Below are 24,614 nucleotides of genomic sequence, written 5' to 3'. Positions count from 1 at the left end.
CATTGAGTGCCGGTCCCGCCCATCCAGCAAGACAAACGGGACCGGCGCTCCAGAAGGAGCAGACCAATGAAACTCGACTTTATCGACCATAGCAAGCTGGTTCCGTCCAAGGTGAACATGCGGCACGGACCCAAGCCCCCGGACGTGGGCGACATTCTGCCCTCGATCCGCAAGCGCGGTGTCATCGTGCCGCTGATCGTGCGCCCGCAGGCGGGCAACGATAATGGCGTCCACGAAATCGTCGCCGGGCGGCGGCGCTGGACGGCGAACGCCATCGCGCTTGTCGAGGGCATCGACCACGGCCCGCTTCCCGTCGCCATCCTCGACGCCGGGGACGACGCCGACGCCATCGAGGCATCGCTTCTCGAGAACACCCGGCTCGATCCCGACGAGGTGACGCGATGGGAAACCTTCGCACGGCTGGTCAAGGAGGGCCGCGACATTGCGGATATCTCCGCGACGTTCGGCATTCCCGAGCTTGGCGTGAAGCGTATCCTAGCGCTCGGCAACCTGCTTCCGCGCATCCGCGATCTTTACCGCAAGGAGAAGATCAACGCGGCGACCGTCCGGCATCTGACGCTGGCGAGCAAGCAGCAGCAGAAGGCATGGCTGGCGCTCTACGACGATGACGACGCCTATTGCCCGACCGGCCAGCAATTGAAGGCATGGCTGTTCGGCGGGCAGTCGATCAAGGTCGAACATGCCCTGTTCGACGTCGATGCGAGCGGCCTTGCGATCGTCGCCGATCTGTTCGGCGAAGACCGCTATTTTGCAGATGCCGACGCGTTCTGGACCGCGCAGAACGCCGTAATCGACGCGCGCAAGGAGGACTATCTGGATGCCGGATGGTTCGACGTGGTGATCGTCCCGCCCGGCGAATATTTCTACCGCTATGAGTTCGCCAAGGCACCCAAGCGCAAGGGCGGGCGCGTGTATATAGATGTGCGCGAAAGCGGCGAGGTCGAGGTCCACGAAGGCTATGTGACGAGCAAGGAGGCCAAGCGGCTCGAACGCGGCGAGGCAATCGAAACCGGCCCCAAAGTGCCGCGCCCCGAAGTGACGAGCACGATGCAGACCTATATCAACCTGCACCGTCATGCCGCTGTCCGCGCCTCGCTGACCCGTCATCCCAAGGTCGCGCTGCGCTTGATGGTCGCCCATGTCATCGTCGGGTCGCCACTGTGGACGGTCAAGCCCGAGCCGCAGACCGCGCGCAACGACGATGTGCGCGAAAGCGTCGAAACTTGCCGCGCGGAAACCGACTTCGACGCGAAGCGCCGCGCCGTATTGGACCTTCTCGGCTTCTCGCCCGAGGAACCGACCGTCACAGGCGGCAACGGCGACGACTTCGGACTGGTCGGCGTGTTCCTGCGCTTGCTCGACGTGCCCGACCGCGCCGTAATGGACGTGATCGTCATCGTCATGGGCGAAACGCTCGCCAGCGGCAGCGCCGCCATCGAGGCGGTCGGCGGCGAGATCGGCGTCGATATGGCCCGCTACTGGCAGGCCGACGACGCCTTTTTCGAGTGTGTCCGCGACAAGGAGGTGCTGACCCGCATCGTCGCCGAGGTGGCGGGCGAACCTGTCGCCGCCGCCAATGCGAAGGAACCGGGCAAGGTCTTGAAGCGCATCGTCCGCGACCATCTGGAGGGTGCGAACGGGCGGCCCAAGGTCGAGGGTTGGGTGCCGAAATGGATGGCGTTCCCGCCCGCTACCTATACGGCGCGCGGCGGCGTCGGCACCGTCGCGGCTCATGCCAAGGTGCTCGCGGCGCGCCCCGACCGCGAGCCGGAACCGACCGGCCCCGGCGCGGTGATTGCGCTTCCGGCCCCTGCCAAGGCCGAGCCGCAGGAACAGCCCGAGCGCGAAGCCGCATGAAACTGGACGGGCGGCGGCGCACCCGCCGCCCGTTCCGTCCCCCATAAAATCGCCGCGCCGCTCGGCCGCAAGCGGCCCTCGCGGCGCGGATTTCAGACAGGAGACTTGTCATGGCCGACCGTGTTTCGGCATCCATCACCATCGGCGGGACGCTCCCCGCCAGCCAGCTTCCCGCCTTCGCCGAGGCCATCGCGAACGAAGGGCTGTCCACCGAATGGGACGGCGAACCCTTCGCGCTCGGCGATCTGCCCGAGGGCGAGCCCTTGGCGCTCATGGCGCACGAGGTCGCCTGGGGGCGGTTCGAGGGACTCGAAGCCTTCTGCATCGCGCATGGGCTTTTCTTCGCGCGCTGGTCGGGCGCCTATGCCTGCCAGTGGGGTGCGGAACGCACCGTGTTCACCGGCAGCGGCGAACCGCAAAGCTACGCTGCCGACGAGGACGACTATATCCTCATGGGGCGCTGCACCGCCGAGCGATTGGGCAGCTATGCGGCGATCATCGCGCATTTCGATGCGGCCGACTTCGCGGTGCCCCCGCTTGTCATCACGCCCGAACGGGAGGAGGCGAGCAATGGCTGACATCTGGATTCAGGGCAGCTTCGCCTTTCGCTGCACCGCCGCCGAGTGCGCGCTGATCGAGGAAGTCGCAAACGCTGGCTACGCGCTAGCGAATGACGACGCGCCCGATCCGCCGAGCGCGGCGCTGCTCGCAGCCTTTCCGCCGGACGATGCGAACGCGCGGTGGAGCGGGTTTCGCGAGGCGTTCAACGATCCCGAATTTCCCACCATCGGAGCCGATTTCATCGCTGAAACCTGCCCCGACGATCCATCCGCGCGGATCGTGTGTTTCGCCAGCATGGACGATTTCGATGCCGCTGCCATCGCGGTGGTGATCCAGCGATGTTGCCCCGAAACGCTCGCCAAGGGGCCGATCGGCTTTGAATGGGCCATGACCTGTTCCAAGCCCCGCATCGGGGAGTTCGGTGGCGGCTGGTGCGCGATTTTCGCAGACCGCATCGAGATCGACGCGACCAACGAGGCGCTGTCGCGCGCGCTCGCGGGCGACGGCAACTAGCCCAAATCGCGCCGCACTGCGCGCTCGCGTGCCGAAAACCCCTGCCGCCTGACCTACCGGGCGGTGCGGCGGATCACCGTCCGGGCGCTTCCGCATAACGTGCATTCGTCCTTCTGCCGCTCGAATCCGCGCGTGCCGCCGAGCGCGCAGGTGACGACATTGGCCTGTGCGGTAACCGACAGGTTGAGCCGGTCAGTCACGCAGGCATCGCACACCGCCGCGCCGTCCAGCCGCACGATCAGCCGTTCGATCTGCCCCGCAATCGTCGTTCCTTCGTTCATCGCCGTGAGGCTATAGCCGCGGCCTCGTGGCCGCGAAAGCAATCATGGCTTCCCGGAAAGACGCCGGACTGGGCTTCCTGTCCGCGCGCGCATCTCGTCCTTTCGTGTCTCACCAACCCGTCGCCGGCTCCTTGGGCGCATGACCTGGGACGGCCGCGCGCCTCGCGAAACCATCGCGCGGAACTGATTTCCCCGCGCCGCTTTGGCGGCGCTCCTCGCGGCCGCTTCGCTCCAAATCAGCCCCGCGCTTCCGGTCCTCCGCTTCGCTTCGGCCTGCGGTTCGCAGCGCGCTCAAGGGCCGTCCCTTCGGTCCGCCCATCGCCCGGCATCGGGTCGGGCGAATGTGCAAGGAGACGAGAAATGCCCTCAATCGGTCATGTCCAGCGCCAGAACGACGGTTCGTTCCGGGGCGCCTTGAAGACGCTTTCGGTCAATGCCGAGATCGCCATCATCCCCAACCGCAGTAAGACCGGGGACCAGCCCGACTACCGCGTGCTGTCGAACGGCGTCGAACTGGGCGGCGGCTGGATCCGCACCGGCGAGGTGAGCCAGCGCGAATATGTCCGCCTCGCCATGTCGGCCCCCGAACTTGGCGGCCGCACCCTCTACGCCAATCTCGGCCGCGCCGCCGGGCAGGACGACGACGACGCGTTCGCCGTTATCTGGAACCCCGGCGACTGAGCCGGATCGGCCCCGCGCCGGTCACCCGGCGCGGGGCTTTCCTCATGCCTTGAGGGCTTGGCGTGGGCCTTTTCCTGCACCGGAACGCGCTTGCGGGCCTGCAGAGAGGAAGAAATCCGCTCAGCAAGCACCGAGTATCCGGCGGCGAACGGACCGCCTCAACCATCGACGGTTCCCCCAATTTTCACGCCACCTGCGTTCCGCTTCGCTCCACTCCGGCGACGAGAAAATCGGCTCCCCCGTCGCCCGCTTCGCGGCCGCTGCGCGGTGGTTGACCCCGCCCGCTCCCCGCCGGGCGATGGCTCATCTTTCGCTTGTATCAGGAGGATGAGATGTCGGTTGAACAACAGATCGAGGAGCTTCGCGCGGAGCTTTCATGGTGCGATGACGCGGGAGAACGGCGGCAGATCGAAGCCGAATTAAGGGCCGCTGAGAAGAGGCTGAAGCGGTGCAATCGGGCGCTGCGTCAGGCCGAACAGGCAGGCTGGCAATAAGGCGATGCGCTGTTGAAGGGGCAGGTTCGCGGGAGTGGTGCCGCATGGCGCCGCTCCCCTTTTTTGATCGGGAAGGCGGGAAGGCAAAGCGGGCGTCTGGGGCGGCAGGTGGCAGTCGGGCTCGATGGCAAGATAGAGGCAAAATCTCGCGATTTTGTAAGTGTTTGTCTGCACATCGTTTTTTGAAGGCTTTTGCGAGACTCGCCCTTTGAGTGCGAGACAGGGTTACCAGGAGTGGCGGTTTTCTGGGCTTTTCCGATCCCAATCGCGAGACTCCTTGCGCTCTGGCGAGGACGCGCCATTCTTATCGGCGGGGAGCGTCATTCCGGCATGGAAGGACGCCGCTATGCGCGATGATGAGTTCGAACCGCAGCTGGGCCGGATGCGCGGCCGGGGCAAGGAGCAGCGCTACCTGAGCCGCGTCGTGAAAGCGGCAAAGCGGGCCGGCATGAAAACGGGCAGGCGCGGCCGTTTCGACGGCAGCCGGATCGGGCGCGGCGCGAGTGTTGCGCGGGTGCTCAGATCGCGCGACCGATTGGGCGCGTTCCGGTCGCGCCGCGTGATCGTCAAGATACGGCCTGTCGGCCTTGGCGGGAAAGGCATGGGCGGTGCGAAGGCGCACCTTCGCTATATTCAGCGCGACGGCGTGACCCGTGAGGGCGAGGCTGGTGCGCTCTACTCGCCCGACAGCGACGTCGCCGATGGCAAGGCGTTCCTCGAACGGTGTGACGGCGACCGCCGCCAGTTCCGGTTCATCGTGTCGGCCGAGGACGCCGACCAGTATCCCGACTTGAAGCCGTTCGTGCGCCGGCTGATGACGCAGATGGAGCAGGATCTTGGGACAAAGCTCGATTGGGTGGCGGTCGACCATTTCAATACCGGCCATCCGCACACGCATATCGTGGTGCGCGGCGTAAACGATCGGGGTGAGAATCTGCTGATCGCGCGCGAGTATATCTCGCACGGGAGCCGGCAGCGGGCGATCGAGATCGTCAACCTCGACCTGGGGCCGCGCACCGACCTTGAAATCGAAGAGCGGCTTCGCAGCGATACGGGTGCCGAGCGGCTGACCGCGATCGACAGACGGCTGATCCGCGACATGGATACCGCGCGGCTGGTCAGCGCGAGCGATGGCGATCCCTTCCAGCAATCGCTTCGCGTCGGTCGCCTGCAGAAACTCGGGCGCATGGGACTCGCCTCGCATGTCGGCAACGGCACCTGGCGGCTTGAGCCCGACCTTGCGAACACACTGCGCCAGATCGGCGAGCGCGGCGACATCATCCGCACCATGCAGCGCGAGCTGACCGCGCGGAAGCTCGATCGTGCTGCGGTCGATCGCGTCATCTACGACCCGGTCGCGAAGGAGGCGACGCCGATCATCGGCCGCGTCGTGATGCGCGGGCTCGCCGACGAACATGAAGACCGTCATTATCTGCTGGTCGACGGCATCGACGGGCGCACCCATTATGCCGAGATCGGCAAGGGCGAGCTGGTCGACACGATCCCCGAAAATGCCATCGTCCGGATCGCGCCACGCGAGGGCGGCATTCGCGCCGTCGATCGGACGATCGACGAGATCGCGGCGGCGAACGGCGGGCGCTATTCGATCGACGCCCATCTGAAGCACGATCCGACCGCCAGCGAACGCTTCGCCGAAACGCATGTCCGGCGGCTTGAAGCGATGCGAAAAATCTCGGGCGTCGTCGAGCGCGAGCCCGACGGAAGCTGGATCATCGCGCCGGACCATCTCGCCAGGGTCGAGAGGTTCGAAGCCATGCAGTTCCGCGACCACCCCGTTGCCATTGAAACCCTGTCGGCGATCCCGCTCGACAAATTACCGGGAACCGATGCCGCGACCTGGCTCGATCGCGAGCTGGTCGCCGAAGCGCCGGTGCCAGTGCGCGATGCTGGGTTCGGGCACGAGGTTCGTTCAGCGCAGGCGATGCGACGGCAATGGCTGATCACCGAACAGCTTGCAGACGAACAGGATGGGCAGACGGTCTATCGGCGAGGGATGCTCGCCGCGCTCCAGCGGCGAGAATTGCTGCGTGTCGCCCGCCAGCTCTCCGACAAGTTAGGCGTTCCGTTCGCCGAGGCCAGAGAGGGGGAGGCTGTTCAAGGCAGGCTCGTGCGCGCAGTCGAGATGACGAGTGGTCGCCATGCGCTCATCGAACGGTCGCGCGATTTCACGCTGGTGCCGTGGCGCTCTGTTCTCGATCGCCATGTCGGTAAATCGGTCTCGGGCATCATGCGCGACGGCGGGATCAACTGGACACTCGGGCGGCAGCGCAGCGGGCCGAGCGTCTCCTGATCCGGAGGATTCGGGCTTTCTATTTTCATGAAATTATGTTTTCATGGATTCATGAAAAATATCGCAGCGCAAACCGATGTCGGCGACGAGCATCTTCAGGTGCAGATTCCTGCCGTTACGAAACGCGATCTCGGTCAACGGTCGCTCGATTCCCGCGAGCCGATCCGGATGATCGTACTGCGGGCACTTGAAGCCTATGGCGTGAGCGTCCCCGCAGACGCGATATCGGATCGCCGGAAGGGCAGGCGATGAGCGAGGATTTCGAAGCTCTCACTGTTGCGGATTATGCGAAGCAGGCCGCGCGGACTGATCAACGCAGCGGTGGCCGCGCACTGGGCTTCTCGATGCTTGGCCTTTTCGGCGAAGTCGGCAGCTTGCTCAGTGAGGCCAAGAAAAAGCAGCGCGACGATGCCTCCTACCTGGGTTACGCTCACGCCGTCGCGGAAGAGCTTGGTGACGTCCTTTGGTATCTGGCGGCGATCGCACGGCGCAGCCGCATGGCGCTCAGCGACATCGCTGCCGCCGCGGCGACAAACGGCGGACAATGGCAGACGGGCGGCAACGAAACGCTCAGTTTCCATGCGCTGCAGCCGCAGCACATTCCGCTTGCCAAGGCACCGATGCCGCAGTTCGAGCATAGCCTGCTCGCGCTGGCAGGCGACGTTGGGCTGCTCATCAACGATTTCCAGGCGGGCGGTCTTGCGAAGGACCGCGAAGCACTCGCGGGCCGGCTGGTCGCGGTCATGCGCCGGTTGATCCAGGCGGCAAACGAATCCGGTGTTACCATCGAGGCTGCCGCCGTGAAGAATCTTCACAAGATCTTCGATCGCTGGCCGCGCGAGCGCATCTATCCGGCGCCGACCGATGCGGCGCTCGACCCAGAAGAGCAATTGCCGCGGCGGATGGCGATCGACGTCTATGAACGCACCGTTCGCGGGCAGACATTCGTGTATCAACGCTCAAGCGGTGTGTATGTCGGCGACCGGCTCACCGACAACGCGCTCGAACCCGACGACTATCGTTTCCACGATGTCTTTCACTACGCTTATGTCGCGGTGCTTGGCTGGTCGCCAGTGCTGCGTGCGCTGCTCCGTCTCAAGCGCAAGAGCGATCCGAAACTCGACGACGCCGAAGACGGTGCTCGGGCGATTCTCATCGAAGAGGGCATAACTTCCTGGATTTTCGGACAAGCGCAGCAACTCCGGTACTTTGAAAACGTGAAGCGCGGTGGCCTTCCGCTGGACATGCTGAAGCATGTCCGCCAGTTCGTCGCCGGCTACGAATCAGAACGCTGTCCGCTGTGGCTTTGGGAGGAAGCGATCCTCCAGGGCTATACGGCTTTCCGCTTCCTTCAGGAGCATCGGCGCGGCCGCGTCCTGATCGACTTCGCCAATCGCCGCCTGCGTATCAAGGAATTGCCGTCATGACCCCGAAATCCTTTGTGTCCACCCTGGCGGCGACCGAACTTCCCTCAGTGTTCAATCCCTGGCGCGATCGCTGCACGGTCCATGACCGCAGCGACGCCGCCGCCCGGCGCCGCGACAATCTCGAAATGCTGCTCACCGCGGCGCTTGATCATCGCGTCGAAACGATCTGGATCGCGCGTGATCTCGGCTATCGCGGGGGGCGGCGTACGGGCGTACCGCTGACCGACGAAATTCACCTCGGACATGCCGGCACGCTGATGGGCGGCATCGCATTTGAACGTGCGACGCAGGGACCCGCCGTGGCGGAGCGCACCGCGGCGATCGTCTGGCGTGTGCTAGAGCGGATCGGTCAGCCTGTCATGCTCTGGAACGTTTTCCCGTTCCATCCCCATGAAGCGGATGATCCGATGTCGAACCGATGCCACACGCGAAGCGAGCGCGAGGCGACCTGGCCGATATTGCAAGCCCTCGTGTCAATGATCCGGCCCCGCCAGATCGTCGCGATCGGGCGCGACGCTCACCTGGCGCTGGACGGTCTCGACATTCCGACCACCGCGGTCCGCCATCCGAGCTACGGCGGGCAGCGCGAGTTCATCGAGGGCATGTTCAGCCTGTACGGTGTCGCGGATGACAACGATGAGCCGCTAGAACTGCCGTTGGGCGCGCCTCACGCCGCAGCACGGAGATGTGCGCTCGCCTGATCGCAGCGTTCAAAGAGTTGCTTAAGATCGCCGCGGTTCCAGTTGGCGGTGTCGACCGTGGCGTTGGTCGAGACGATCGTGAGCGGACCCAGCGCGACCCCGCCTTCCTTGGCGATGAATTCGAGCAGACGGCCGAGGCCGATCAGATTGCCGAGCAGTTTTTCGATATAGTAGTGATTGCGGTAGAGCGCGGTCATGCCGAGGCGACGATCGTCGCCCTTGCCGATCAGCTTGAGACTGGCAAAGCTCAGGCACTGACCGCCGTAGGGCGAGTCATTCACGTCGCGGGCGGGGTCGAAGATCAGCAGTTCGAATTTGTTGAGCGCTCGGACGTTCGGGTTGCGCAGGCGCTCGACGATGCCCCAGATTTGATTGATTGGCTGGCCGTCGGCGCGGGGCAATTCCATCATCCGTTCGAAATAATAGCCCGACCAAGCGCCCGACCTCCGGACCTTCGGCAGCACGTTGTCGCGAAACCGGTCGAAGAATTGCGGCGCGCCGTAGCGCCTGTACAGCGCTGCCGGAAAAATCGTGTTGGCGACCGTCTCGATGGGCTTCTTGCCATGGCCCGAAAGGAAGGCATCGACTTCCGCCACGACGGGATCGGCGAGTGTTGCGCGCGCAGTCGGCTCGGCCACGGAGATGACGACATTCTGCGCCTGGTGTCCGGTGGCGAGGTCGACGAGCCGGACCGCCTCGCGCCAGCCAGCAACGCAGTCAGGCTGCGGCGGTATGGGAAGATACATCGACTTCCTCCGTCAAATTTGCCGTGGCGAAAAGGCGCGGCGCTAGAAAGCGCTCAGTAAGCCAGGCGTGGCCTTCCAAGCCCCAACCTGGTCCCCAGCTGTTGCGGATGAGAATGGCCGGGGTGCCGTCCACGGTTCCATGCCCGACCGCGACGACCGCGTGCCGTTGCGCTGGCTCGGGGAGTTCGTCGTTCGCCGGATCGACGACGCCATCACCGCGCGGCTGGAAGAAAGACCGTGACAGCATCGTCAGCATGAGCACCGGCGTGTCACGATCCAGCGCGGCAAGGATGGATGACAGGTCGGTTCCATCCCTCTGTCCGTTGCGGCCATAGAGCGGGCCAACGGTCGCCGGCGGCGTCCACAGTCGATGATCGGCTGGAACCGCTGCCAGATACGGCCAGCCTTTCTCGTCGGGTTGGCCATCGAGCCGTAGCGCGTCCAGCATTGTGGATAGCAGTGCGCCGCTCGTCGGCGGTCTGCCCGCCCGTTTCTGCGCGGCATAAAAGGCGAATTCACACGACAGCGGTGCCCAGCCGTCGCGAAGCCCGGCGTGGGTGTCGCTCGCGGCGAATGCGAGGCATGTCGGCCGCGCGCCTTGATCGCGCGCAGGCCCGAACAGCGGCCGAAGGTCACGGACGATATCGATCATGGGGCGTCAGGCGGCCTCGAGCAGGTGCCGCCGTTCGGCGCGCGACAGGCCCGTCTGTTCCGGGCCGGTGAGGTCGAAATCGAGCGTCAGGCTGGTGAGGGCCGGCGCAGGCTGCCACGGCCGCCGCTCGTCGAGCGACATGCGGCCGCGCCGCGGCGCATCGGGCGCCGCGGTGACACGGCGGACAACGGGACCACCGATGCCATCGCCGTCGATTGCCTCACGCTCGTCTCGAACGACGGCGAAGCCGCTGGCGATCAGTTGGTCGAGATCCCAGAGATACCCACCGCCGCTATGTTCTTCGAGCTGCAGCACGAAAAGATCATTGCGACTGCCATCGATCCGCGAGCCGGCATCGCGCTCGGTCAGCAGCCAGACGTCGCCGCGATAGTTGTCGGGCCGATAGTCCTTGAGGAGATCGACCTTCAGGCTGCGCGGCTGCGTCCGGAGCAGGTCGGTCATCACCGATGGCGAAATCAGATTGTAGCGAACCAGGGTGCGGCACGTCGCCTCATAGCTGGCGCCGATCCGCAGCGAGAGCTGATAGACGACATTGGGGCGCCGGAAATGATCGATCTGCCATCCTTGTCGCGCGCTGTGCGCGAGCACCAGCCATTTCGGCATCATGAAGGCGATCGCAAAGGCGTCGGCTTCGGTTTCCTCGAAGTTGTTTCCCGGTTCGGGCGACATCGGCATCCGGCGCAGGATGCTCTCATCGTCGAGGCTCGGCTCGTGTCGCATCGAAAAATGCCCGAGTTCGTGCGCGGCCGTGAAGCGCTGGATGCTCATCGGTCGTTCCGTCGTGACGAGAACGCCAGGAGCAGGTGCGCTGAGATAGGCGCCGAGCAGGCCTTTCAGAGGACGAAGCAGCAAGGGTAGACCCACGGCATGGATCGCGCCGAAGACATCGACGCTGCCGCCTTGGGTCTCGATCAGTGCGCGCGTATCGAGTTCGCGATGCAGGCGGCCCGCTGCCATCGTACCAGCGCGAACCGCGCTCGCATAATCCGACGCCATCGATCAGCTCCGTTCGCCGCCAGACCGCGAGCGGAGATATTCGGCAAACCGGCTCAGCTCGGCCCGGTCCTCAGTCGACAAGGCCGCAACGCGTCGCGCCAGATGGGCGACATCGGCGGGAAGGCTCGCGGAGGCCTCGTCTTCGCCGGTAAAATAGGCCACCGACTGGCGGTAAAGACGGGCAAGCCGCGTCAGTTCGATCGCTTCAACGCGGCGCTGGCCATTCTCGATATCGGTAAGCGCGGTCCGGGGAATCTTGAGATAGGCAGCAACTTCTTCCTGCTTGAGGCCGAGATATTTCCGTGCTTCGCGCAGACGGTCGCCCAAGCGCCGCCGCTCCTGCTCGTCGCCTTCCTGGCGGAGTGCGAGATTGGTCATGGCTTCGACCCTTTCTTCTTAACCCAGACGCGTTCGATCTTAGGGAGGAGGTCGTCAATCGCCTTCTCGATCGAATTGTAGCCGCCGGTGCGGACGATGCTGTCGCGAAGCTCGATGTCGAGGACCTGCTCCACCGCGCAAAGCGTGTCGACCACGGACAAGGAGTCGAGTGGCACGGGCGCCTGGATGATCTTCGGGTTTTCCGGAGGCAGGGCAATTCCGCGCACCTGTGCCTCAGCCCTGGCCACTTGCAGCAGTTCGTCGACCAACGCCCTAATGGCGTCGGCTTTGGGAAACGCGGTTGCCGCGGGCTGCGGAGGAGCGATTGTCGCCATGCATGCCTCGCACGATTTCACTACATTAAATGCGATATAATGTCTGATAATCCGACACGCAAGCCCGAATTTGCAGCTCGGATTTTTGCAGGGTGTAGCGGGTCATCGGCGGTGCGGTGTGGTGGTCAGTGCCACCTCGAGGGACAACGACAGGGCAGAATCATCAACTCGGGTCATAGCTCGATCAAAAGAACAGAGCTGGAATATTGAGTCAGTCGCCGACGAGTGATCTCCTTCGGTCACCCACCAGCCCCCAGCGGCTCCGTTCATTTCGGGCGGCCCATAGCCGAGTCTTGAAGCCGCGCCCCGACCGCATCCGGCGGTATGGGCGGGAGCTTCAACGTGACCCCGACCAAATTGCTCATCGGCCAGATCCTTGTCGTGTTCGCAATCGTGATCGCGGGCCTCTGGGCGGCGACCCAATGGGCGGCGGCGATGCTCGCCTACCAGCCCGAACTTGGTCCGGCCTGGTTCATGGCTGGAAGCACGCCGGTCTATCGTCCCTGGGCGCTCTTCCCCTGGTGGTATCACTACGATGCCTATGCGCCGCATGTTTTCGACAAGGCCGGCGCGCTCGCCGGCGCGAGCGGTTTCATCGGCTGCGGCGCGGCGATCGCAGGCTCGCTCTGGCGCGCGCGGCAGTCGCGTCACGTCACCACCTATGGTTCGGCGCGCTGGGCCAGGCCGAACGAGATCGAGCGGGCCGGCCTTTACGGTGATGCCGGCGTATTCCTGGGCCGCTCGCGCGGCCGCTATCTCCGGCATGACGGCCCCGAACATATCATGGCGTTCGCGCCAACCCGTTCGGGCAAGGGCGTCGGGCTGGTCATACCGACACTGCTTGGCTGGACCGGCAGCGCCGTGGTTCACGACATCAAGGGCGAGAACTGGCAGCTCACCGCCGGCTGGCGCGCGCGCTTCTCCCACGTCCTGCTGTTCAATCCGACCGATCCCGCTTCCGCCAAATACAACCCGCTGCTGGAGGTCCGGCGCGGCGAGCATGAGGTCCGCGACGTCCAGAACATCGCCGACATCCTGGTCGATCCCGAAGGCGCGCTCGAACGGCGCAACCACTGGGAGAAAACCTCCCATTCGCTCCTGGTCGGCGCGATCCTCCACGTCCTTTATGCGGAGGAAGAAAAGACGCTCGCACGGGTAGCCACATTCCTGTCGGACCCGCAGCGGCCGTTCACCGCCACGCTCCGGCGGATGATGACCACCAATCACCTCGGCACGAAGGATGCGCCGCAGATCCATCCCGTCGTCGCCTCGGCGGCGCGCGAGGTGCTCAACAAGAGCGAGAACGAGCGCAGCGGCGTCCTCTCCACCGCAATGTCGTTTCTCGGGCTCTATCGCGACCCGACCGTCGCCGCGGTGACATCGCGCTGCGACTGGCGGATCGCCGATCTCGTCGAGGCCGGCCATCCGGTCTCGCTCTACCTTGTCATCCCGCCATCGGACATCAGCCGCACCAAGCCGCTGGTGCGGTTGGTGCTCAACCAGATCGGCCGCCGCCTCACCGAAAAGCTCGATGCCGATCCCGCCAGGGCGGGCAAGCACAAGCTCCTGATGATGCTCGACGAGTTCCCGGCATTGGGGCGGCTCGACTTCTTCGAGACCAGTCTTGCCTTTCTCGCGGGCTATGGAGTGCGCGCCTTCCTGATCGCGCAGTCCTTGAACCAGATCGAGAAGGCTTATGGCGAGCACAACTCGATCCTCGACAACTGCCATGTCCGCGTCGCGTTTGCGACCAACGACGAGCGCACGGCGCGGCGGATTTCGGACGCGCTCGGCATCGCCACCGAACAGCGCGCGATGCGCAACTATGCCGGCCACCGGCTCGCGCCCTGGCTGGCGCACGTCATGGTCAGCCGGCAGGAGACCGCCCGGCCACTCCTGACCACCGGCGAGGTGATGCAGCTCCCGCCCAAGGATGAGCTTGTCCTTGTCTCCGGCATGGCCCCGATCCGCGCGAGGAAGCTGCGCTATTACGAGGACCGCAATTTCCGCGAGCGGATCGCACCGCCGCCGCAGCCCGCGCCCGGAGACTATCCCGACCGGCCGCAGGCACGCCCCAACGACTGGAGCGGACTGGTCCGCGCGCCCGATACCCGGCTCGGCAAGCCCGATGACGATGCGAAGGCGGATGAGGACGGCGGCTTGCAACAGCAGCGCCACCCCGGCCTCGGCGAAGAACCCGCCAAAAAACCCGAGCCGCCAAAGCAGCTCGACCTGCTCGGCCTGGACAGCGACGACACCGACACGATCGCCGACAAGCACGCGATGGACCGCGCCGGCGCCACCGGCACGCTGATCCGCGCTCACGCGATCAATCAGGGTCGCAGCGCCGACATGCTGCCGGACTTCTGACAATGGCCGCGATCAAACCCAACCGCGTCCGCTACCAGCTCTTCCTGCCCGAAGATCTGAGCCACCGCTTCGAGGCGCTGGCGAGCCAGCCCGGCGCGTCCAAATCGGCGATCCTCACCGACGCGCTCACCGCCTGGCTCAACCGGCAGGCGGCGAGCGAGCTGGAGAACAAGTTCAGCCAGCGGCTCGATCGCATGTCGCTCGCGCTGGGGCGTGTCGAGCGTGACGGGCATGTGCTGCTCGAGAGCCTGGCGCTGTTCATCCGCTATGAACTGATGGTGCAGGCCCCTTTGGCCGAAGCCGACGAAGCGGCGCGTGCGATCGGCCGAGACCGCTTCGAGGCGTTCATTGCCCGCGTCGGCGAAGCGCTCGCCAGCGGCCAGCGCACGCTTGCTGCCTCCGCGAAAGACAATGGAGGTGGGCGATGAGCGACACGCTTTTCGGCTCCGATAATTCCGCAGGGCGTCGGCGCGCGATGCTGCGCACCGCGATGGGGCCGACCATCGCCGCAGCGCTGGCCGATCCGGTGGTCATCGAGATCATGGTGAACCCGGACGGCGTGTTGCGCCTTGATCGACTCGGCGAAGGCCGGATCGATACCGGCACCAAATATGAGCCCGCGCAGGTCGAGCGGATCATCCGCCTGGTTGCCAGCCACGCACGGACAGAGGTTCATGGCAATGCGCCGATCGTGTCAGCCGAGCTGCCACCGCACGGCGAAGGCGCGGGCGAGCGGTTCGAGGGTATCCTGCCGCCGGTCAGCCTCGCGCCGTGCTTCTCGATCCGCAAGCCCGCGGCGCGCATCTACACTTTGCTCGACTATGTGCGGGACGGCATCATGCCCGCCGACACGGCGCGACTGCTGTCGATGGCCGTGGTCGAGCGCAAGAACATCCTGGTCGCGGGTGGCACCAGTTCGGGCAAGACGACGCTTGCCAACGCGCTGCTCGCCGAGATGGCGCACCTCGACGAACGCGTCATCATCATTGAAGACACGCGTGAGTTGCAATGCGCCGCGCCCGACGTGGTGGGGCTGCGCACGCGTACGATTGGCACTGCCGGAGCCGGCGGCGTCACGATGGCTGATCTTGTCCGCTCGACATTGCGGCTCCGCCCCGATCGCATCGTCGTTGGCGAGGTGCGCGGGCGCGAAGCGCTCGACATGCTCAAAGCCTGGAACACCGGGCATCCGGGCGGCATCGCAACCGTCCACGCCAATTCGGCAGTGTCGGCGCTCTACCGGCTCGAGCAGCTCGTGCAGGAAAGCGTCGTCACCGTTCCGCGCCGGCTGATCGCCGACGCCATCGACATGATCGTGTTCATCGCCGGGCGCGGCCTCGCGCGCCGCGTCGACACGATCGCGCGCGTCGCCGGCCTCGATCCCGACGGCGGCTACGCCGTCCTCGACCTTACTCCCGACCACGCCCTCGAACCCCAAGGAGAATGACCATGCGCTTGTCCCGTATTCCTGCCCGTATTCCCGATCGTCGGAGCATCTTCCTCACCGGCGCCGCCATCGGCCTCGGGCTTGCGCTCGCCGCCACCGCGCAGGCCGCCGGCTCGGGCATGCCGTGGGAGGAACCGCTTCAGCAGGTCCTCGAATCGGTCCAGGGTCCTGTCGCCAAGATCGTCGCGGTGATCATCATCATCGTCACCGGTTTGACGCTCGCGTTCGGCGAGACGGCAGGCGGGTTCCGGCGCCTCATCCAGATCATCTTCGGCCTGTCGATCGCGTTTGCGGCGTCGAGCTTCTTCCTCAGCTTCTTCAGCTTCGGCGGCGGGGCGCTCATCTCGTGAACGCGCCAAATTCCTATGGCGCCAGCCATATCGAGGGGTTCGAGGCGCCGATGCACCGCGCGCTTGCCGAGCCGATCCTGCTTGGCGGGGCGCCGCGAGCGATCGCGATCGTCAATGGTACGATCGCGGCCGCGCTCGGACTCGGTCTCCAGCAGTGGATCGCCGGGCTGGCCATGTGGGCGTTCGGGCACACTCTCGCGGTGTTCGCCGCCAAGCGCGATCCCGACTTCGCCCCGGTCCTTGTCCGCCACCTTCGCCAGAAGGGGCATCTGTCATGCTGAATCTGCGCGAATACCGTCAGAAGGCCGACCGGCTCGCCGATCATCTTCCATGGGCGGCGCTTGTCGCGCCCGGCGTGGTGCTCAACAAGGACGGCAGCTTTTTGCGCGTCCTCAGGTTCCGCGGCCCCGATCTAGAATCCGCCACCGAAGCCGAGCTTGTCGCCGCCTGCGCGCGGGCGAACAATGTCCTGAAGCGCTTCGGCTCGGGCTGGGCACTCCATTTCGAGGCCGAGCGGCGCGAAGCGCTGGGTTATCCCGACAGCAGCTTTCCCGATGCGGCGTCGTGGCTGGTCGATGAGGAACGGCGCGCGGCGTTCGAAAGCGCGGGCGCGCATTTCGAGAGCCGCTATTATCTGACGCTCACCCTCCTGCCTCCGCCCGATCAGGCGGACACGGCGGGCCGAGCGCTGATCGAGCGCAGCGACGACGCGAAGGGCCGCGACTGGCGACAAGCGCTTGCCGGCTTCATCGCCGAGACGGATCGTGCGCTTGACCTGTTCAGAGGCTTCATGCCCGAGGTGCGCGCGCTCGGCGACAGCGAAATGCTGACCTTTCTCCACGGTGCGATCTCCGCGCGCCGCCATGTCGTCGCCGTGCCCGAAACGCCCATCTATCTGGACGGGCTGCTCGCCGACACGCCGCTGACCGGCGGGCTCGAACCGATGCTCGGCGACGAGCATCTGCGGACGCTCACCATCCTCGGATTTCCGAACGCGAGCCGTCCCGGCATCCTCGACGGACTCAACCATGAGGATTTTGGCTATCGCTGGGTGACGCGCTTCATTGCGCTCGACAAGACCGACGCAACCAAAGCGCTCACTCGCCTGCGGCGGCAGTGGTTCAACAAGCGCAAGTCGATCACCGCGCTGCTGCGCGAAGTCATCTACAACCAGCCGGTCCAGCTTCTCGACAGCGATGCCGACAACAAGGTGGTCGATGCCGACCTCGCCTTGCAGGCGCTCGGCGGCGATCATGTCGCGTTCGGCTATCTGACGACGACGATCACCGTTGCCGATATCGACCGCGCCCGCGTCGAGGAAAAGGTCCGCGCGGTCGAGCGCATCGTCAACGGGCTCGGCTTCACCTGCATCCGCGAGGGCATGAATGTGGTCGAGGCGTGGCTGTCGAGCCTGCCGGGCCATGTCTATGCGAACGTCCGGCAACCGATCGTCCACACCCTGAATCTCGCGCATCTCATGCCGCTGTCCTCGGTATGGGCAGGACCGGCGCGTAATCCGCACCTCGACGGTCCGCCGCTGCTTTATGCGGAAACCAGCGGCTCGACGCCGTTCCGTCTCAGCACGCATGTCGGCGACGTCGGTCATATGCTGATCGTCGGACCCACCGGGGCCGGAAAGTCGGTGCTGCTCGCAATGCTCGCGCTTCAGTTCCGGCGATATCCAGACTCCCAGGTCTATGTCTTCGACAAGGGATTTTCGGCGCGCGCGGCCGTGCTGGCGATGGGCGGCGCGCATCACGCGCTCGGGCTTGGCGGTGAGAGCGGTCATGCCGATGACGTGGGCGGGCGAACGATCGCCTTCCAGCCGCTGCGCCACATCGATCGCTCCAACGCACGCGCCTGGGCGACCGAATGGATCGGCGCGCTGCTCGCCCATGAGAAAGTACTGGTCACACCCGAGATCAAGGAGGCCGTCTGGTCGGCGCTCACCAATCTCGCGACCGCCCCGATCGAGGAACGCACGCTCACCGGCCTGTCGCTGCTGCTGCAATCGGCACCGCTGCGATCGGCGCTCGCGCCCTATACGCTCGAAGGATCGTTCGGCCGCCTGCTCGACGCCGCCGAAGACGATCTAGCGATCGCCGACGTGCAGTGCTTCGAGACTGAAGCGCTGATGGGGCAGGCGGGCGTCGTTGCGCCCGTGCTGACCTACCTGTTCCATCGTCTCGAGGAGCGCTTCACCGGGCGGCCGACGCTTCTCGTACTGGATGAAGCCTGGGTGTTCCTCGACCACCCGCTGTTCGCCGCGCGCATCCGTGAGTGGCTGAAGGTGCTGCGCAAGAAGAACGTCAGCGTCGTGTTCGCGACACAGAGCCTAGCCGATATCGCCGACAGCACGATCGCGCCGGCCATCATCGAAAGCTGTCCGCAGCGCATCTTGCTGCCCAATGATCGGGCGATCGAGCCGCAGGGCCAGACGGTCTACGTCCGCTTCGGTCTCAACGCGCGCCAGATCGAACTGGTCAGCCGCGCGACGCCCAAGCGGCAATATTATCTGCAATCAGCGCGCGGCAACCGGCTGTTCGAGCTTGGGCTAGGCCCGATCGCGCTGGCGTTGTGCGGCGCGTCCGATCCCGACAGCCAGAAGCGCATAGACGCGGTGCTGGCCGAAAAGGGCCAGGCCGACTTCGCCGCGACCTTTCTCTCCCAAGCCGGCCTCGATTGGGCGGCCGACCTGCTTGGGCGTCACCCTGCCGCCCGCCCCCCAGAAGACAAGGAGTAATTTCCCGTGCCCCGTATCCCTATCCGCAAATATGCGTGCCTCTCCGCTCTCGCGCTCGGCGCCGTCGGCTCGCTCGGTATCGGCATCGCGTTGACCTCGACGCCCGTCGCGGCCCAGCTCAGTGTGTTCGATCCATCGAACTATTCGCAAAACCTGCTCACCGCCGCGCGCACGCTTGCCCAGATCAACAACCAGATCCAGAGTCTCCAGAACGAAGCGCAGATGCTGATCAACCAGGGCAAGAACCTGTCCCGGATCGATTTCCCGCAACTTCAGGAGCTTCGCCAGCGCCTCCAGCAGATCGACCAGCTCATGGGCCAGGCGCAGGGCGTCGACTTCCGCATCGATCAGCTCGACGAGCGCTTCCGCCAGCTCTACCCGCAGGAGTTCGATCAGGTGTTCCGCCGCGATCAGCGTGTGGCTCGCGCACGCGATCAACTCGATACCGCGATGTCCGCGTTTCGCCAGACGATGGGGGTCCAGAACCGCATCGTCGACAACGTACGGAGCGACACGCAGGCGCTCGCCGACATCGTCGCGCGCAGCCAGGGCGCGGAAGGCTCGCTTCAGGCGCAGCAGGCCACGAACCAGCTTCTCGCGCTCACCGCCAAGCAGCAGCTCCAGCTTCAGCAAATGATGGCGGCGCAGTTCCGGGCGGAATCGGTCGAGCAGGCGCAGCGGGGCCAGATCGCGCGCGAGGCACGCGAGTCGACGCGCCGCTTCCTCGGCGACGGCAAGGCTTACACGCCACGCCAATGAGCTGAGGCAGGCGAGGACCGCGCCCCCAGCTCCCCCCGGGTCCGAACCTGTCTCGTCGCGGGGGCCGTAGGGCTTGCCCCTCTCATGGCCGCCGGTCCCCGCGACACCTTTCAACTTCAAGCAGGAACCCGCCCATATGGATGACCTGAATGTCATCGATCAGTTCATGGAGGCCTTCGCCTCCTACATCGACAGCGGGTTCGGCCTGTTGGGCGGTGACGTCGGTTTCCTGACCACGATCCTGATCGGCATCGACATCACGCTCGCCGGGCTGTTCTGGGCGCTCGGCGGCGAAGACGACGTCATCGCCAAGTTCCTCAAAAAGATCCTCTATGTCGGCGTCTTCGCCCTGATCCTCAACAGCTTCTCGACACTGTCCGATATCATCTTTCGCAGCTTCGCCGGCCTCGGCCTCACCGCAGGGGGCAGCGCGATTACGGCTGACGATTTATTGCGACCCGGCAAGCTGGCCGGGACCGGCTTCGAGGCAGCATGGCCGCTCCTCGAGCAGGCGAAGGAGTTGGTTGGCCCGATCGCCTTCTTCGACAATTTCATCGAGATCGCCGTGCTGGTGATCGCCTGGGTCGTCGTCATCGCCGCCTTTTTCATCCTCGCGATCCAGCTTTTCATCACAATCCTCGAATTCAAGCTTACTTCGCTCGCCGGCTTCGTGCTCGTGCCCTTTGCGCTGTGGAACCGCACGTCGTTCCTCGCCGAACGGGTGCTCGGGAACGTCGTCAGTTCGGGCATCAAGGTCATGGTGCTCGCGGTCATCGTCGGCATCGGCTCTAACTATTTCGCCGACTTCACCAGTGCGATCACCGGCGACGAGGTGTCGATCGAACAGGCCGTGTCGCTGATGCTCGCGAGCCTCGCGATCTTTGGCCTCTCCATCTTCGGCCCGGGAATCGCATCCGGCCTCGTCGCCGGCGCGCCGCAGCTCGGCGCCGGATCGGTGATCGCCACTACCGTGCTTGCCGGCGGAGGTCTTGCGATGGCAGGCGCTGGCGCCGTCGGCGCGGCACGCGGTCTCGCGGGGGCCGGTCTCGGCGCGATCCGCGCCGGTACATCGATGGGGTCTGCCGCATCCACTGCCTACAAGCTCGGGCAGGAAACCTCGGGCTCGACCAGCGTCGGCGCGGGCCTCGGCGGCGTTGCGACCGCCATGCGCGGCGCGGCTGCCAACCGGATGAGCGGCGGTCTCGGCGTTAGCGCTGCCGCCGATCGTGGGCAGCGCGCCGCATGGGAAGCAGGAAGCACCCGTGCCGGCGGCGCCGCCCCCGCAGCCGCGCCGATAGGCGCAGCTGAAGGAACACCCGCCTGGGCGCAGAAGCTTCATGCCAGCCAGAATGCTCGCCACCGCCGCCAGATGGCGATCCACGCAATCCAGGGCGGCGACCGCGGCGGCGCTGGCGCCACTCCAGACATCAAGGAAAGGGACTGAGCGATGAAATTTCGACGCGCATTGCAGCGCTATGGGCGAACGCCCGAACCCGAGACACCCTACCAACGAGCGGGCCAGCTTTGGGATGAGCGTATCGGCTCGGCTCGCGCACAGGCGAAGAACTGGCGGCTGATGGCCTTCGGCGGCCTGTTCCTGACCACTGGTCTGTCGGGCGCGCTGGTCTGGCAATCGATGCAAAGCCGCGTCGTGCCCTATGTGGTCGAGGTCGATGCACTCGGGCAAGCACAGGCCGTCGCGCCTGCCGCCAAGGACTATCGGCCGACCGATCCGCAGATCGCATGGTTCCTCGGCCGGTTCATCACCGGCGTTCGAGCGCGCTCGCTCGATCCGGTATTGATGCGTGAAAACTGGCTATCAGCCTATGATTTCGCGACCGAACGTGCGTCACTGTTCCTCGGCGAATATGCCCGCACCTCCAATCCGTTCGCCGATGTCGGGCGCAAGACGGTTTCGGTGCAGGTGACGAGCGTCGTCCGCGCGTCGGATACGAGCTTCCAGGTCAAATGGACCGAGCAGCAATATGAGCGGGGAAGCCTCGCCAGCACGTCACGCTGGACGGCGATGCTCACGGTGAAGATCAAGCCGCCGCGCTTGGCCGATGTGCTCCGAAAAAACCCGCTCGGTCTCTATGTTGACGCGATCGACTGGAGCCGCGAACTGGAAACGCCTCAGGACCGGCCGCCTTCGCCGCAACCATCGGCCGTGCCCGATCCCGCACAATCACTCCCGGTCGCGCCGCCCACCGACATTCCGCTGGGCTCGCCGCTCGATCCGACCCTTGCTCAACCCGCAGCCGCACCATCCCCCGAAAGGACCGACCAATGATCCGTGCCCTCATCCTGGCGGCGAGCGCGATGGCGCTTGCCATGGGCGTCGCTGCGCAGAGCCGCGAACCCGCGTCACCCACCGCGCGCGTCACTGCCGCCAACCGGGCGGCACTGCGCGAGCCGTCGAGCGCGGGATATATATATGCCGTCCAGGTCTATCCCTGGGCGGAAGGCGTGCTCTACCGGCTCTATGCCGCGCCCGAGCGCATCACCGACATTGCCTTGCAGCCGGGCGAAACGATTGTGTCCGTCGCCGCCGGCGACACCGTGCGCTGGACTGTCGGCGATACCACCAGCGGCATCGGCGAAAGCAAGCGCGTGCACATCCTCGTCAAGCCGTTTTCGGCGGGCCTACGCACAAACCTTGTCATTGCTACCGATCGCCGGACCTACCATCTCCAGCTCGAAAGCACGCCCGCGACCGCGATGGCGGCGATCTCCTGGACCTATCCACATGACGAGCTGATCGCGCTCCGGCGTCAGCGCGATGCAGCCGTGGCGGCGACGCCGATCGCGTCGGGCCTCTCGGTCGAAAGCCTCAACTTCAACTATGCGATCTCGGGCGACAAGCCGGCCTGGCGGCCGCTGCGCGCGTTCGACGATGGGCGGCAGACCTACATCGAGTTCTCGCCTGCGATCGCCGTGGGTGAGGCGCCCCCGCTGTTCGTGATTGGCGAGGATGGCGAGGCCCAGCTCGTCAACTATCGCGTCGCCGGCCGCTATTATGTGGTCGACCGCCTGTTCGGTGTCGCCGAGCTGCGCCTTGGCGGCAAGAAACAGCAGATTGTCCGTATCACCGCCGCCCAGCCGAAGAGCCGGCAGCGCAAGGCCGGGAGGGGCGCGTGACCGATCCAACCGCTTCTTCCGCGCCGATCGCGGCGCCCAAAGCCGACCCCGAAACGCTCGTTCTGCGCGCGGCGCCGGGCCGCGTCACCCGTTTTCGCCGCGGTGCGATCGTCGCCATCGCTGCCGCCGGCTCGACCGCGATCATCGGCGTCGCCTGGCTGGCGCTCAAGCCCGCGACCCTGAGCCTGATCGCACGAAGCGATGAAAAGCTGGTTGGCGCGAAGGCGCCGCCTGATGCGCTCGCGGGCGCGCCGACGAGCTATGGCGACGTGCCGAAGCTCGGGCTACCGCTTCCCGGTGATCTCGGGCGGCCGATCCTCGAGCGCCAGCGGCAGCTTGGCGGGATGGTTCCCCCTGACCCCGCTGCCGATGCGGTGAGCCGGGCCGCGCAGGAAGCCGAAGCCGAGCGCCAGCGCATCGCCGCTGAGCAGAAGGCCGCACGCGAGTCTGGCGTCATGCTGCAATTGGCGGGCGGCGGTCGCGCCGCCGCCCCTGCACCGGTGACTACCGATGCAAGTGTTCCGCCAGCATCGGCCGAGACTGCCAAGCCGCTCCTCGACCCTGACCGAGATCCTAACGCCCAGGGGCGCAAGAACGAATTGGTCGGCCACGCCAATCGCGACGACGACATCAATCCGCACGCGCTGGCGCAGTCCGTATCGCCTTGGACCTTGCAGGCCGGCAGCATCATTGCCGCGAGCCTCATAACCGGGCTCAACTCGGATCTTCCCGGGCTCGTCACCGCGCAGATCACGGAGAACGTCTATGACAGTGTGACCGGGCGCGGTCTGCTCATTCCGCAAGGATCGCGGCTGATCGGCAGCTACGACAGCGTTGTAGCGTTTGGGCAGAGCCGTGCGCTGGTCGTCTGGCAGCGGATTATCCTGCCCGACGGCTCGTCGATTCGTATCGACAATGTGCCGGCGACCGATACGCAGGGCTATGCGGGTCTGTCCGACCGGATCGACCGGCATACTTGGCAACTTCTGAAGGGCGTCGCCCTGTCGACACTGCTGGGCGTCGGCACTGAATTGAGCTTCGGCAGCACCGAAAGCGACCTTGTCCGGGCGATCCGCGAGTCAGCGCAGCAGAGCGGCGCGCGCGCCGGCGATCAGCTCGTCACGCGCAATCTCAATATCCAGCCGACCTTGCGCGTGCGTCCCGGCTGGCCGCTACGGGTGGTCGTGCACAAAGACATCATATTGCCCGGACCCTGGGGAGGCCGTCATGGCTGATTTGAAGCTGCCAAGGCTGCCCGATCGGACGCCGGCTAAGATCACGATCAACGTCATGCCGGATCTCATCGAAGCGCTGAACGACTACGCCGAGGCCTATGAGGCGGCCTACGGCCGACGCGAGTCCGTACCGGACCTCATTCCATTCATGCTTAGCGGCTTCCTGGCGAGCGACCGCTCGTTCAGCCGGGCACGTAAGAAATAGTCCGATGTCGGCCCGGCAGCCTGCAACGAATGGCGACGACGCGCCCCCGATTGGGCCGATAAGCGTTCGCATTCCCGACGCAGTACGGATGACGGGGCTCAGCAAATCCAAGATCTACCAGCTCATCGCTTCCGGCGACATCGAGGCAGCCAAGGTCGGCCGTGCAACCGTGGTGTTTGTCGATAGTCTGCGGTCCTTTCTGCGATCACACTGTAAACAGCCGCGTTCTCGGGCGTAGCAGGGATCGCGCATGTCGGCCTGTCGATATTTCGGCACGGCCTGTCGCGAAGGGGTAAAATTGGGGGTGGATTGAGCGGAATTATCGGCACGACGATCAAGAACGTTGTTATAAATCAGTATCTTATGTTTTTCGTGTGAATCCCTCCTCCGCT

The 24,614-nt window shown here is 65.4% G+C and carries 28 protein-coding genes; 22 read left to right on the top strand and 6 right to left on the bottom strand.

Going from position 1 to position 24,614, the window contains the following annotated elements:
* Positions 1–66 precede the first annotated feature (66 nt).
* The 3 genes from AX676_RS08940 (at position 67) to AX676_RS08930 (ending at position 2,952) form a co-directional block, all read left to right on the top strand.
* Positions 67–1,878, top strand: a complete 1,812-nt coding sequence (locus AX676_RS08940; protein ID WP_017499953.1) for a ParB/RepB/Spo0J family partition protein — start codon at positions 67–69, stop codon at positions 1,876–1,878.
* A gap of 110 nt (positions 1,879–1,988) precedes the next feature.
* A complete protein-coding gene (locus AX676_RS08935; protein WP_017499952.1) occupies positions 1,989–2,456 on the top strand; it encodes a hypothetical protein in 468 nt (155 codons plus the stop codon).
* Entirely contained in the window at positions 2,449–2,952 is a 504-nt protein-coding gene (locus AX676_RS08930; RefSeq protein WP_017499951.1) for a hypothetical protein, read from the top strand. Before AX676_RS08935 ends, AX676_RS08930 begins: the two co-directional genes overlap by 8 nt.
* A gap of 53 nt (positions 2,953–3,005) precedes the next feature.
* On the opposite strand, the gene AX676_RS08925 is transcribed toward AX676_RS08930, so the two are convergent.
* A complete protein-coding gene (locus tag AX676_RS08925) occupies positions 3,006–3,233 on the bottom strand; it encodes a hypothetical protein (protein ID WP_017499950.1) in 228 nt (75 codons plus the stop codon).
* Positions 3,234–3,593: 360 nt separating this feature from the next.
* Between AX676_RS08925 and AX676_RS08920 the strand changes: the two genes are divergently transcribed.
* The 6 genes from AX676_RS08920 to AX676_RS08895 all read left to right on the top strand — a co-directional run bounded on the left by AX676_RS08920 (position 3,594) and on the right by AX676_RS08895 (position 8,847).
* Positions 3,594–3,914, top strand: a complete 321-nt coding sequence (locus tag AX676_RS08920) for a DUF736 domain-containing protein (protein ID WP_017499949.1) — start codon at positions 3,594–3,596, stop codon at positions 3,912–3,914.
* A gap of 332 nt (positions 3,915–4,246) precedes the next feature.
* Positions 4,247–4,408 carry a hypothetical protein gene (locus tag AX676_RS18060; protein WP_168196079.1) on the top strand — a complete coding sequence of 54 codons (162 nt, stop codon included), beginning with the start codon at positions 4,247–4,249 and terminating at the stop codon, positions 4,406–4,408.
* A gap of 346 nt (positions 4,409–4,754) precedes the next feature.
* On the top strand, positions 4,755–6,719 hold the full coding sequence (gene rlxS / locus AX676_RS08910; protein WP_017499947.1) for a relaxase/mobilization nuclease RlxS: 1,965 nt from the start codon (positions 4,755–4,757) through the stop codon (positions 6,717–6,719).
* 51 nt (positions 6,720–6,770) lie between these two features.
* A complete protein-coding gene (locus AX676_RS08905; RefSeq protein ID WP_017499946.1) occupies positions 6,771–6,971 on the top strand; it encodes a hypothetical protein in 201 nt (66 codons plus the stop codon).
* Complete coding sequence (locus AX676_RS08900) at positions 6,968–8,146, top strand: nucleoside triphosphate pyrophosphohydrolase family protein (protein WP_017499945.1); 1,179 nt, start codon at positions 6,968–6,970, stop codon at positions 8,144–8,146. Before AX676_RS08905 ends, AX676_RS08900 begins: the two co-directional genes overlap by 4 nt.
* Positions 8,143–8,847, top strand: a complete 705-nt coding sequence (locus AX676_RS08895; protein WP_017499944.1) for a uracil-DNA glycosylase — start codon at positions 8,143–8,145, stop codon at positions 8,845–8,847. The genes AX676_RS08900 and AX676_RS08895 overlap by 4 nt, the downstream gene beginning before the upstream one ends.
* On the opposite strand, the gene AX676_RS08890 is transcribed toward AX676_RS08895, so the two are convergent.
* The 5 genes from AX676_RS08890 to AX676_RS08870 are packed head-to-tail and all read right to left on the bottom strand — an operon-like array spanning position 8,814 to position 11,975.
* The gene (locus AX676_RS08890) at positions 8,814–9,593 is read right to left on the bottom strand and encodes a hypothetical protein (protein ID WP_017499943.1); all 780 of its coding nucleotides are present in this window, start codon (positions 9,591–9,593) and stop codon (positions 8,814–8,816) included. The genes AX676_RS08895 and AX676_RS08890 overlap by 34 nt on opposite strands.
* Positions 9,565–10,245 (bottom strand): C1 family peptidase, encoded by a 681-nt coding sequence (locus AX676_RS08885; protein WP_017499942.1) that lies wholly within the window; start codon positions 10,243–10,245, stop codon positions 9,565–9,567. Before AX676_RS08885 ends, AX676_RS08890 begins: the two co-directional genes overlap by 29 nt.
* A gap of 6 nt (positions 10,246–10,251) precedes the next feature.
* Positions 10,252–11,223 (bottom strand): ImmA/IrrE family metallo-endopeptidase, encoded by a 972-nt coding sequence (locus tag AX676_RS08880; protein ID WP_231734708.1) that lies wholly within the window; start codon positions 11,221–11,223, stop codon positions 10,252–10,254.
* 42 nt (positions 11,224–11,265) lie between these two features.
* Positions 11,266–11,640: a helix-turn-helix domain-containing protein gene (locus AX676_RS08875; RefSeq protein ID WP_017499940.1), complete on the bottom strand. Its 375-nt coding sequence runs from the start codon at positions 11,638–11,640 to the stop codon at positions 11,266–11,268.
* Positions 11,637–11,975, bottom strand: a complete 339-nt coding sequence (locus AX676_RS08870) for a hypothetical protein (RefSeq protein WP_017499939.1) — start codon at positions 11,973–11,975, stop codon at positions 11,637–11,639. Before AX676_RS08870 ends, AX676_RS08875 begins: the two co-directional genes overlap by 4 nt.
* A gap of 342 nt (positions 11,976–12,317) precedes the next feature.
* Between AX676_RS08870 and AX676_RS08865 the strand changes: the two genes are divergently transcribed.
* The 13 genes from AX676_RS08865 (at position 12,318) to AX676_RS18455 (ending at position 24,460) form a co-directional block, all read left to right on the top strand.
* On the top strand, positions 12,318–14,345 hold the full coding sequence (locus AX676_RS08865) for a conjugal transfer protein TraG (RefSeq protein WP_038292469.1): 2,028 nt from the start codon (positions 12,318–12,320) through the stop codon (positions 14,343–14,345).
* A 2-nt stretch (positions 14,346–14,347) separates the two neighbouring features.
* Positions 14,348–14,773, top strand: coding sequence for a hypothetical protein (locus AX676_RS08860; RefSeq protein ID WP_017499937.1), 426 nt, complete (start codon positions 14,348–14,350; stop codon positions 14,771–14,773).
* On the top strand, positions 14,770–15,792 hold the full coding sequence (trbB, locus tag AX676_RS08855; RefSeq protein WP_017499936.1) for a P-type conjugative transfer ATPase TrbB: 1,023 nt from the start codon (positions 14,770–14,772) through the stop codon (positions 15,790–15,792). Before AX676_RS08860 ends, trbB begins: the two co-directional genes overlap by 4 nt.
* Positions 15,789–16,142: a TrbC/VirB2 family protein gene (locus tag AX676_RS08850; protein WP_017499935.1), complete on the top strand. Its 354-nt coding sequence runs from the start codon at positions 15,789–15,791 to the stop codon at positions 16,140–16,142. The genes trbB and AX676_RS08850 overlap by 4 nt, the downstream gene beginning before the upstream one ends.
* Positions 16,143–16,192: 50 nt before the next feature.
* Positions 16,193–16,423 (top strand): VirB3 family type IV secretion system protein, encoded by a 231-nt coding sequence (locus AX676_RS08845; protein WP_051035683.1) that lies wholly within the window; start codon positions 16,193–16,195, stop codon positions 16,421–16,423.
* Entirely contained in the window at positions 16,417–18,885 is a 2,469-nt protein-coding gene (gene trbE, locus AX676_RS08840; protein WP_017499933.1) for a conjugal transfer protein TrbE, read from the top strand. Before AX676_RS08845 ends, trbE begins: the two co-directional genes overlap by 7 nt.
* Before the next feature lie 6 nt (positions 18,886–18,891).
* On the top strand, positions 18,892–19,644 hold the full coding sequence (gene trbJ / locus AX676_RS08835; RefSeq protein WP_017499932.1) for a P-type conjugative transfer protein TrbJ: 753 nt from the start codon (positions 18,892–18,894) through the stop codon (positions 19,642–19,644).
* A gap of 136 nt (positions 19,645–19,780) precedes the next feature.
* Positions 19,781–21,088, top strand: coding sequence for a P-type conjugative transfer protein TrbL (gene trbL / locus AX676_RS08830; RefSeq protein WP_017499931.1), 1,308 nt, complete (start codon positions 19,781–19,783; stop codon positions 21,086–21,088).
* A gap of 3 nt (positions 21,089–21,091) precedes the next feature.
* Positions 21,092–21,934 (top strand): conjugal transfer protein TrbF, encoded by an 843-nt coding sequence (trbF, locus tag AX676_RS08825; RefSeq protein WP_026108910.1) that lies wholly within the window; start codon positions 21,092–21,094, stop codon positions 21,932–21,934.
* Positions 21,931–22,782 carry a P-type conjugative transfer protein TrbG gene (trbG, locus tag AX676_RS08820; protein WP_006635655.1) on the top strand — a complete coding sequence of 284 codons (852 nt, stop codon included), beginning with the start codon at positions 21,931–21,933 and terminating at the stop codon, positions 22,780–22,782. The genes trbF and trbG overlap by 4 nt, the downstream gene beginning before the upstream one ends.
* On the top strand, positions 22,779–24,017 hold the full coding sequence (locus AX676_RS08815; protein WP_017499929.1) for a TrbI/VirB10 family protein: 1,239 nt from the start codon (positions 22,779–22,781) through the stop codon (positions 24,015–24,017). The genes trbG and AX676_RS08815 overlap by 4 nt, the downstream gene beginning before the upstream one ends.
* A complete protein-coding gene (locus AX676_RS08810) occupies positions 24,010–24,222 on the top strand; it encodes a DUF2274 domain-containing protein (RefSeq protein WP_017499928.1) in 213 nt (70 codons plus the stop codon). The genes AX676_RS08815 and AX676_RS08810 overlap by 8 nt, the downstream gene beginning before the upstream one ends.
* A gap of 4 nt (positions 24,223–24,226) precedes the next feature.
* Positions 24,227–24,460, top strand: coding sequence for a helix-turn-helix domain-containing protein (locus tag AX676_RS18455; protein WP_051035681.1), 234 nt, complete (start codon positions 24,227–24,229; stop codon positions 24,458–24,460).
* Positions 24,461–24,614 lie beyond the last annotated feature (154 nt).

It is taken from the genome of Sphingomonas sp. CCH21-G11 (genome assembly GCF_001555965.1).
Classification (GTDB): Bacteria; Pseudomonadota; Alphaproteobacteria; order Sphingomonadales; family Sphingomonadaceae; genus Sphingomonas.
This window is presented reverse-complemented; position numbering and strand designations above follow the sequence as displayed.

Excerpts from the sequence above, each read along its gene's own strand:
- AX676_RS08930 (WP_017499951.1), top strand. The coding sequence starts at position 2,449 with ATGGCTGACATCTGGATTCAGGGCAGCTTCGCCTTTCGCTGCACCGCC.
- AX676_RS08885 (WP_017499942.1), bottom strand. The coding sequence starts at position 10,245 with ATGATCGATATCGTCCGTGACCTTCGGCCGCTGTTCGGGCCTGCGCGC.
- AX676_RS08920 (WP_017499949.1), top strand. The coding sequence starts at position 3,594 with ATGCCCTCAATCGGTCATGTCCAGCGCCAGAACGACGGTTCGTTCCGG.
- AX676_RS08940 (WP_017499953.1), top strand. The coding sequence starts at position 67 with ATGAAACTCGACTTTATCGACCATAGCAAGCTGGTTCCGTCCAAGGTG.
- AX676_RS08900 (WP_017499945.1), top strand. The coding sequence starts at position 6,968 with ATGAGCGAGGATTTCGAAGCTCTCACTGTTGCGGATTATGCGAAGCAG.
- AX676_RS08870 (WP_017499939.1), bottom strand. The coding sequence starts at position 11,975 with ATGGCGACAATCGCTCCTCCGCAGCCCGCGGCAACCGCGTTTCCCAAA.
- AX676_RS18060 (WP_168196079.1), top strand. The coding sequence starts at position 4,247 with ATGTCGGTTGAACAACAGATCGAGGAGCTTCGCGCGGAGCTTTCATGG.
- trbG (WP_006635655.1), top strand. The coding sequence starts at position 21,931 with ATGATCCGTGCCCTCATCCTGGCGGCGAGCGCGATGGCGCTTGCCATG.
- AX676_RS08895 (WP_017499944.1), top strand. The coding sequence starts at position 8,143 with ATGACCCCGAAATCCTTTGTGTCCACCCTGGCGGCGACCGAACTTCCC.
- AX676_RS08925 (WP_017499950.1), bottom strand. The coding sequence starts at position 3,233 with ATGAACGAAGGAACGACGATTGCGGGGCAGATCGAACGGCTGATCGTG.
- AX676_RS08890 (WP_017499943.1), bottom strand. The coding sequence starts at position 9,593 with ATGTATCTTCCCATACCGCCGCAGCCTGACTGCGTTGCTGGCTGGCGC.
- AX676_RS08875 (WP_017499940.1), bottom strand. The coding sequence starts at position 11,640 with ATGACCAATCTCGCACTCCGCCAGGAAGGCGACGAGCAGGAGCGGCGG.
- AX676_RS08845 (WP_051035683.1), top strand. The coding sequence starts at position 16,193 with ATGCACCGCGCGCTTGCCGAGCCGATCCTGCTTGGCGGGGCGCCGCGA.
- AX676_RS08850 (WP_017499935.1), top strand. The coding sequence starts at position 15,789 with ATGACCATGCGCTTGTCCCGTATTCCTGCCCGTATTCCCGATCGTCGG.
- trbE (WP_017499933.1), top strand. The coding sequence starts at position 16,417 with ATGCTGAATCTGCGCGAATACCGTCAGAAGGCCGACCGGCTCGCCGAT.
- AX676_RS18455 (WP_051035681.1), top strand. The coding sequence starts at position 24,227 with ATGTCGGCCCGGCAGCCTGCAACGAATGGCGACGACGCGCCCCCGATT.
- AX676_RS08935 (WP_017499952.1), top strand. The coding sequence starts at position 1,989 with ATGGCCGACCGTGTTTCGGCATCCATCACCATCGGCGGGACGCTCCCC.
- AX676_RS08905 (WP_017499946.1), top strand. The coding sequence starts at position 6,771 with ATGAAAAATATCGCAGCGCAAACCGATGTCGGCGACGAGCATCTTCAG.
- rlxS (WP_017499947.1), top strand. The coding sequence starts at position 4,755 with ATGCGCGATGATGAGTTCGAACCGCAGCTGGGCCGGATGCGCGGCCGG.
- trbB (WP_017499936.1), top strand. The coding sequence starts at position 14,770 with ATGAGCGACACGCTTTTCGGCTCCGATAATTCCGCAGGGCGTCGGCGC.
- trbL (WP_017499931.1), top strand. The coding sequence starts at position 19,781 with ATGGATGACCTGAATGTCATCGATCAGTTCATGGAGGCCTTCGCCTCC.
- trbF (WP_026108910.1), top strand. The coding sequence starts at position 21,092 with ATGAAATTTCGACGCGCATTGCAGCGCTATGGGCGAACGCCCGAACCC.
- AX676_RS08810 (WP_017499928.1), top strand. The coding sequence starts at position 24,010 with ATGGCTGATTTGAAGCTGCCAAGGCTGCCCGATCGGACGCCGGCTAAG.
- AX676_RS08880 (WP_231734708.1), bottom strand. The coding sequence starts at position 11,223 with ATGGCAGCGGGCCGCCTGCATCGCGAACTCGATACGCGCGCACTGATC.
- AX676_RS08860 (WP_017499937.1), top strand. The coding sequence starts at position 14,348 with ATGGCCGCGATCAAACCCAACCGCGTCCGCTACCAGCTCTTCCTGCCC.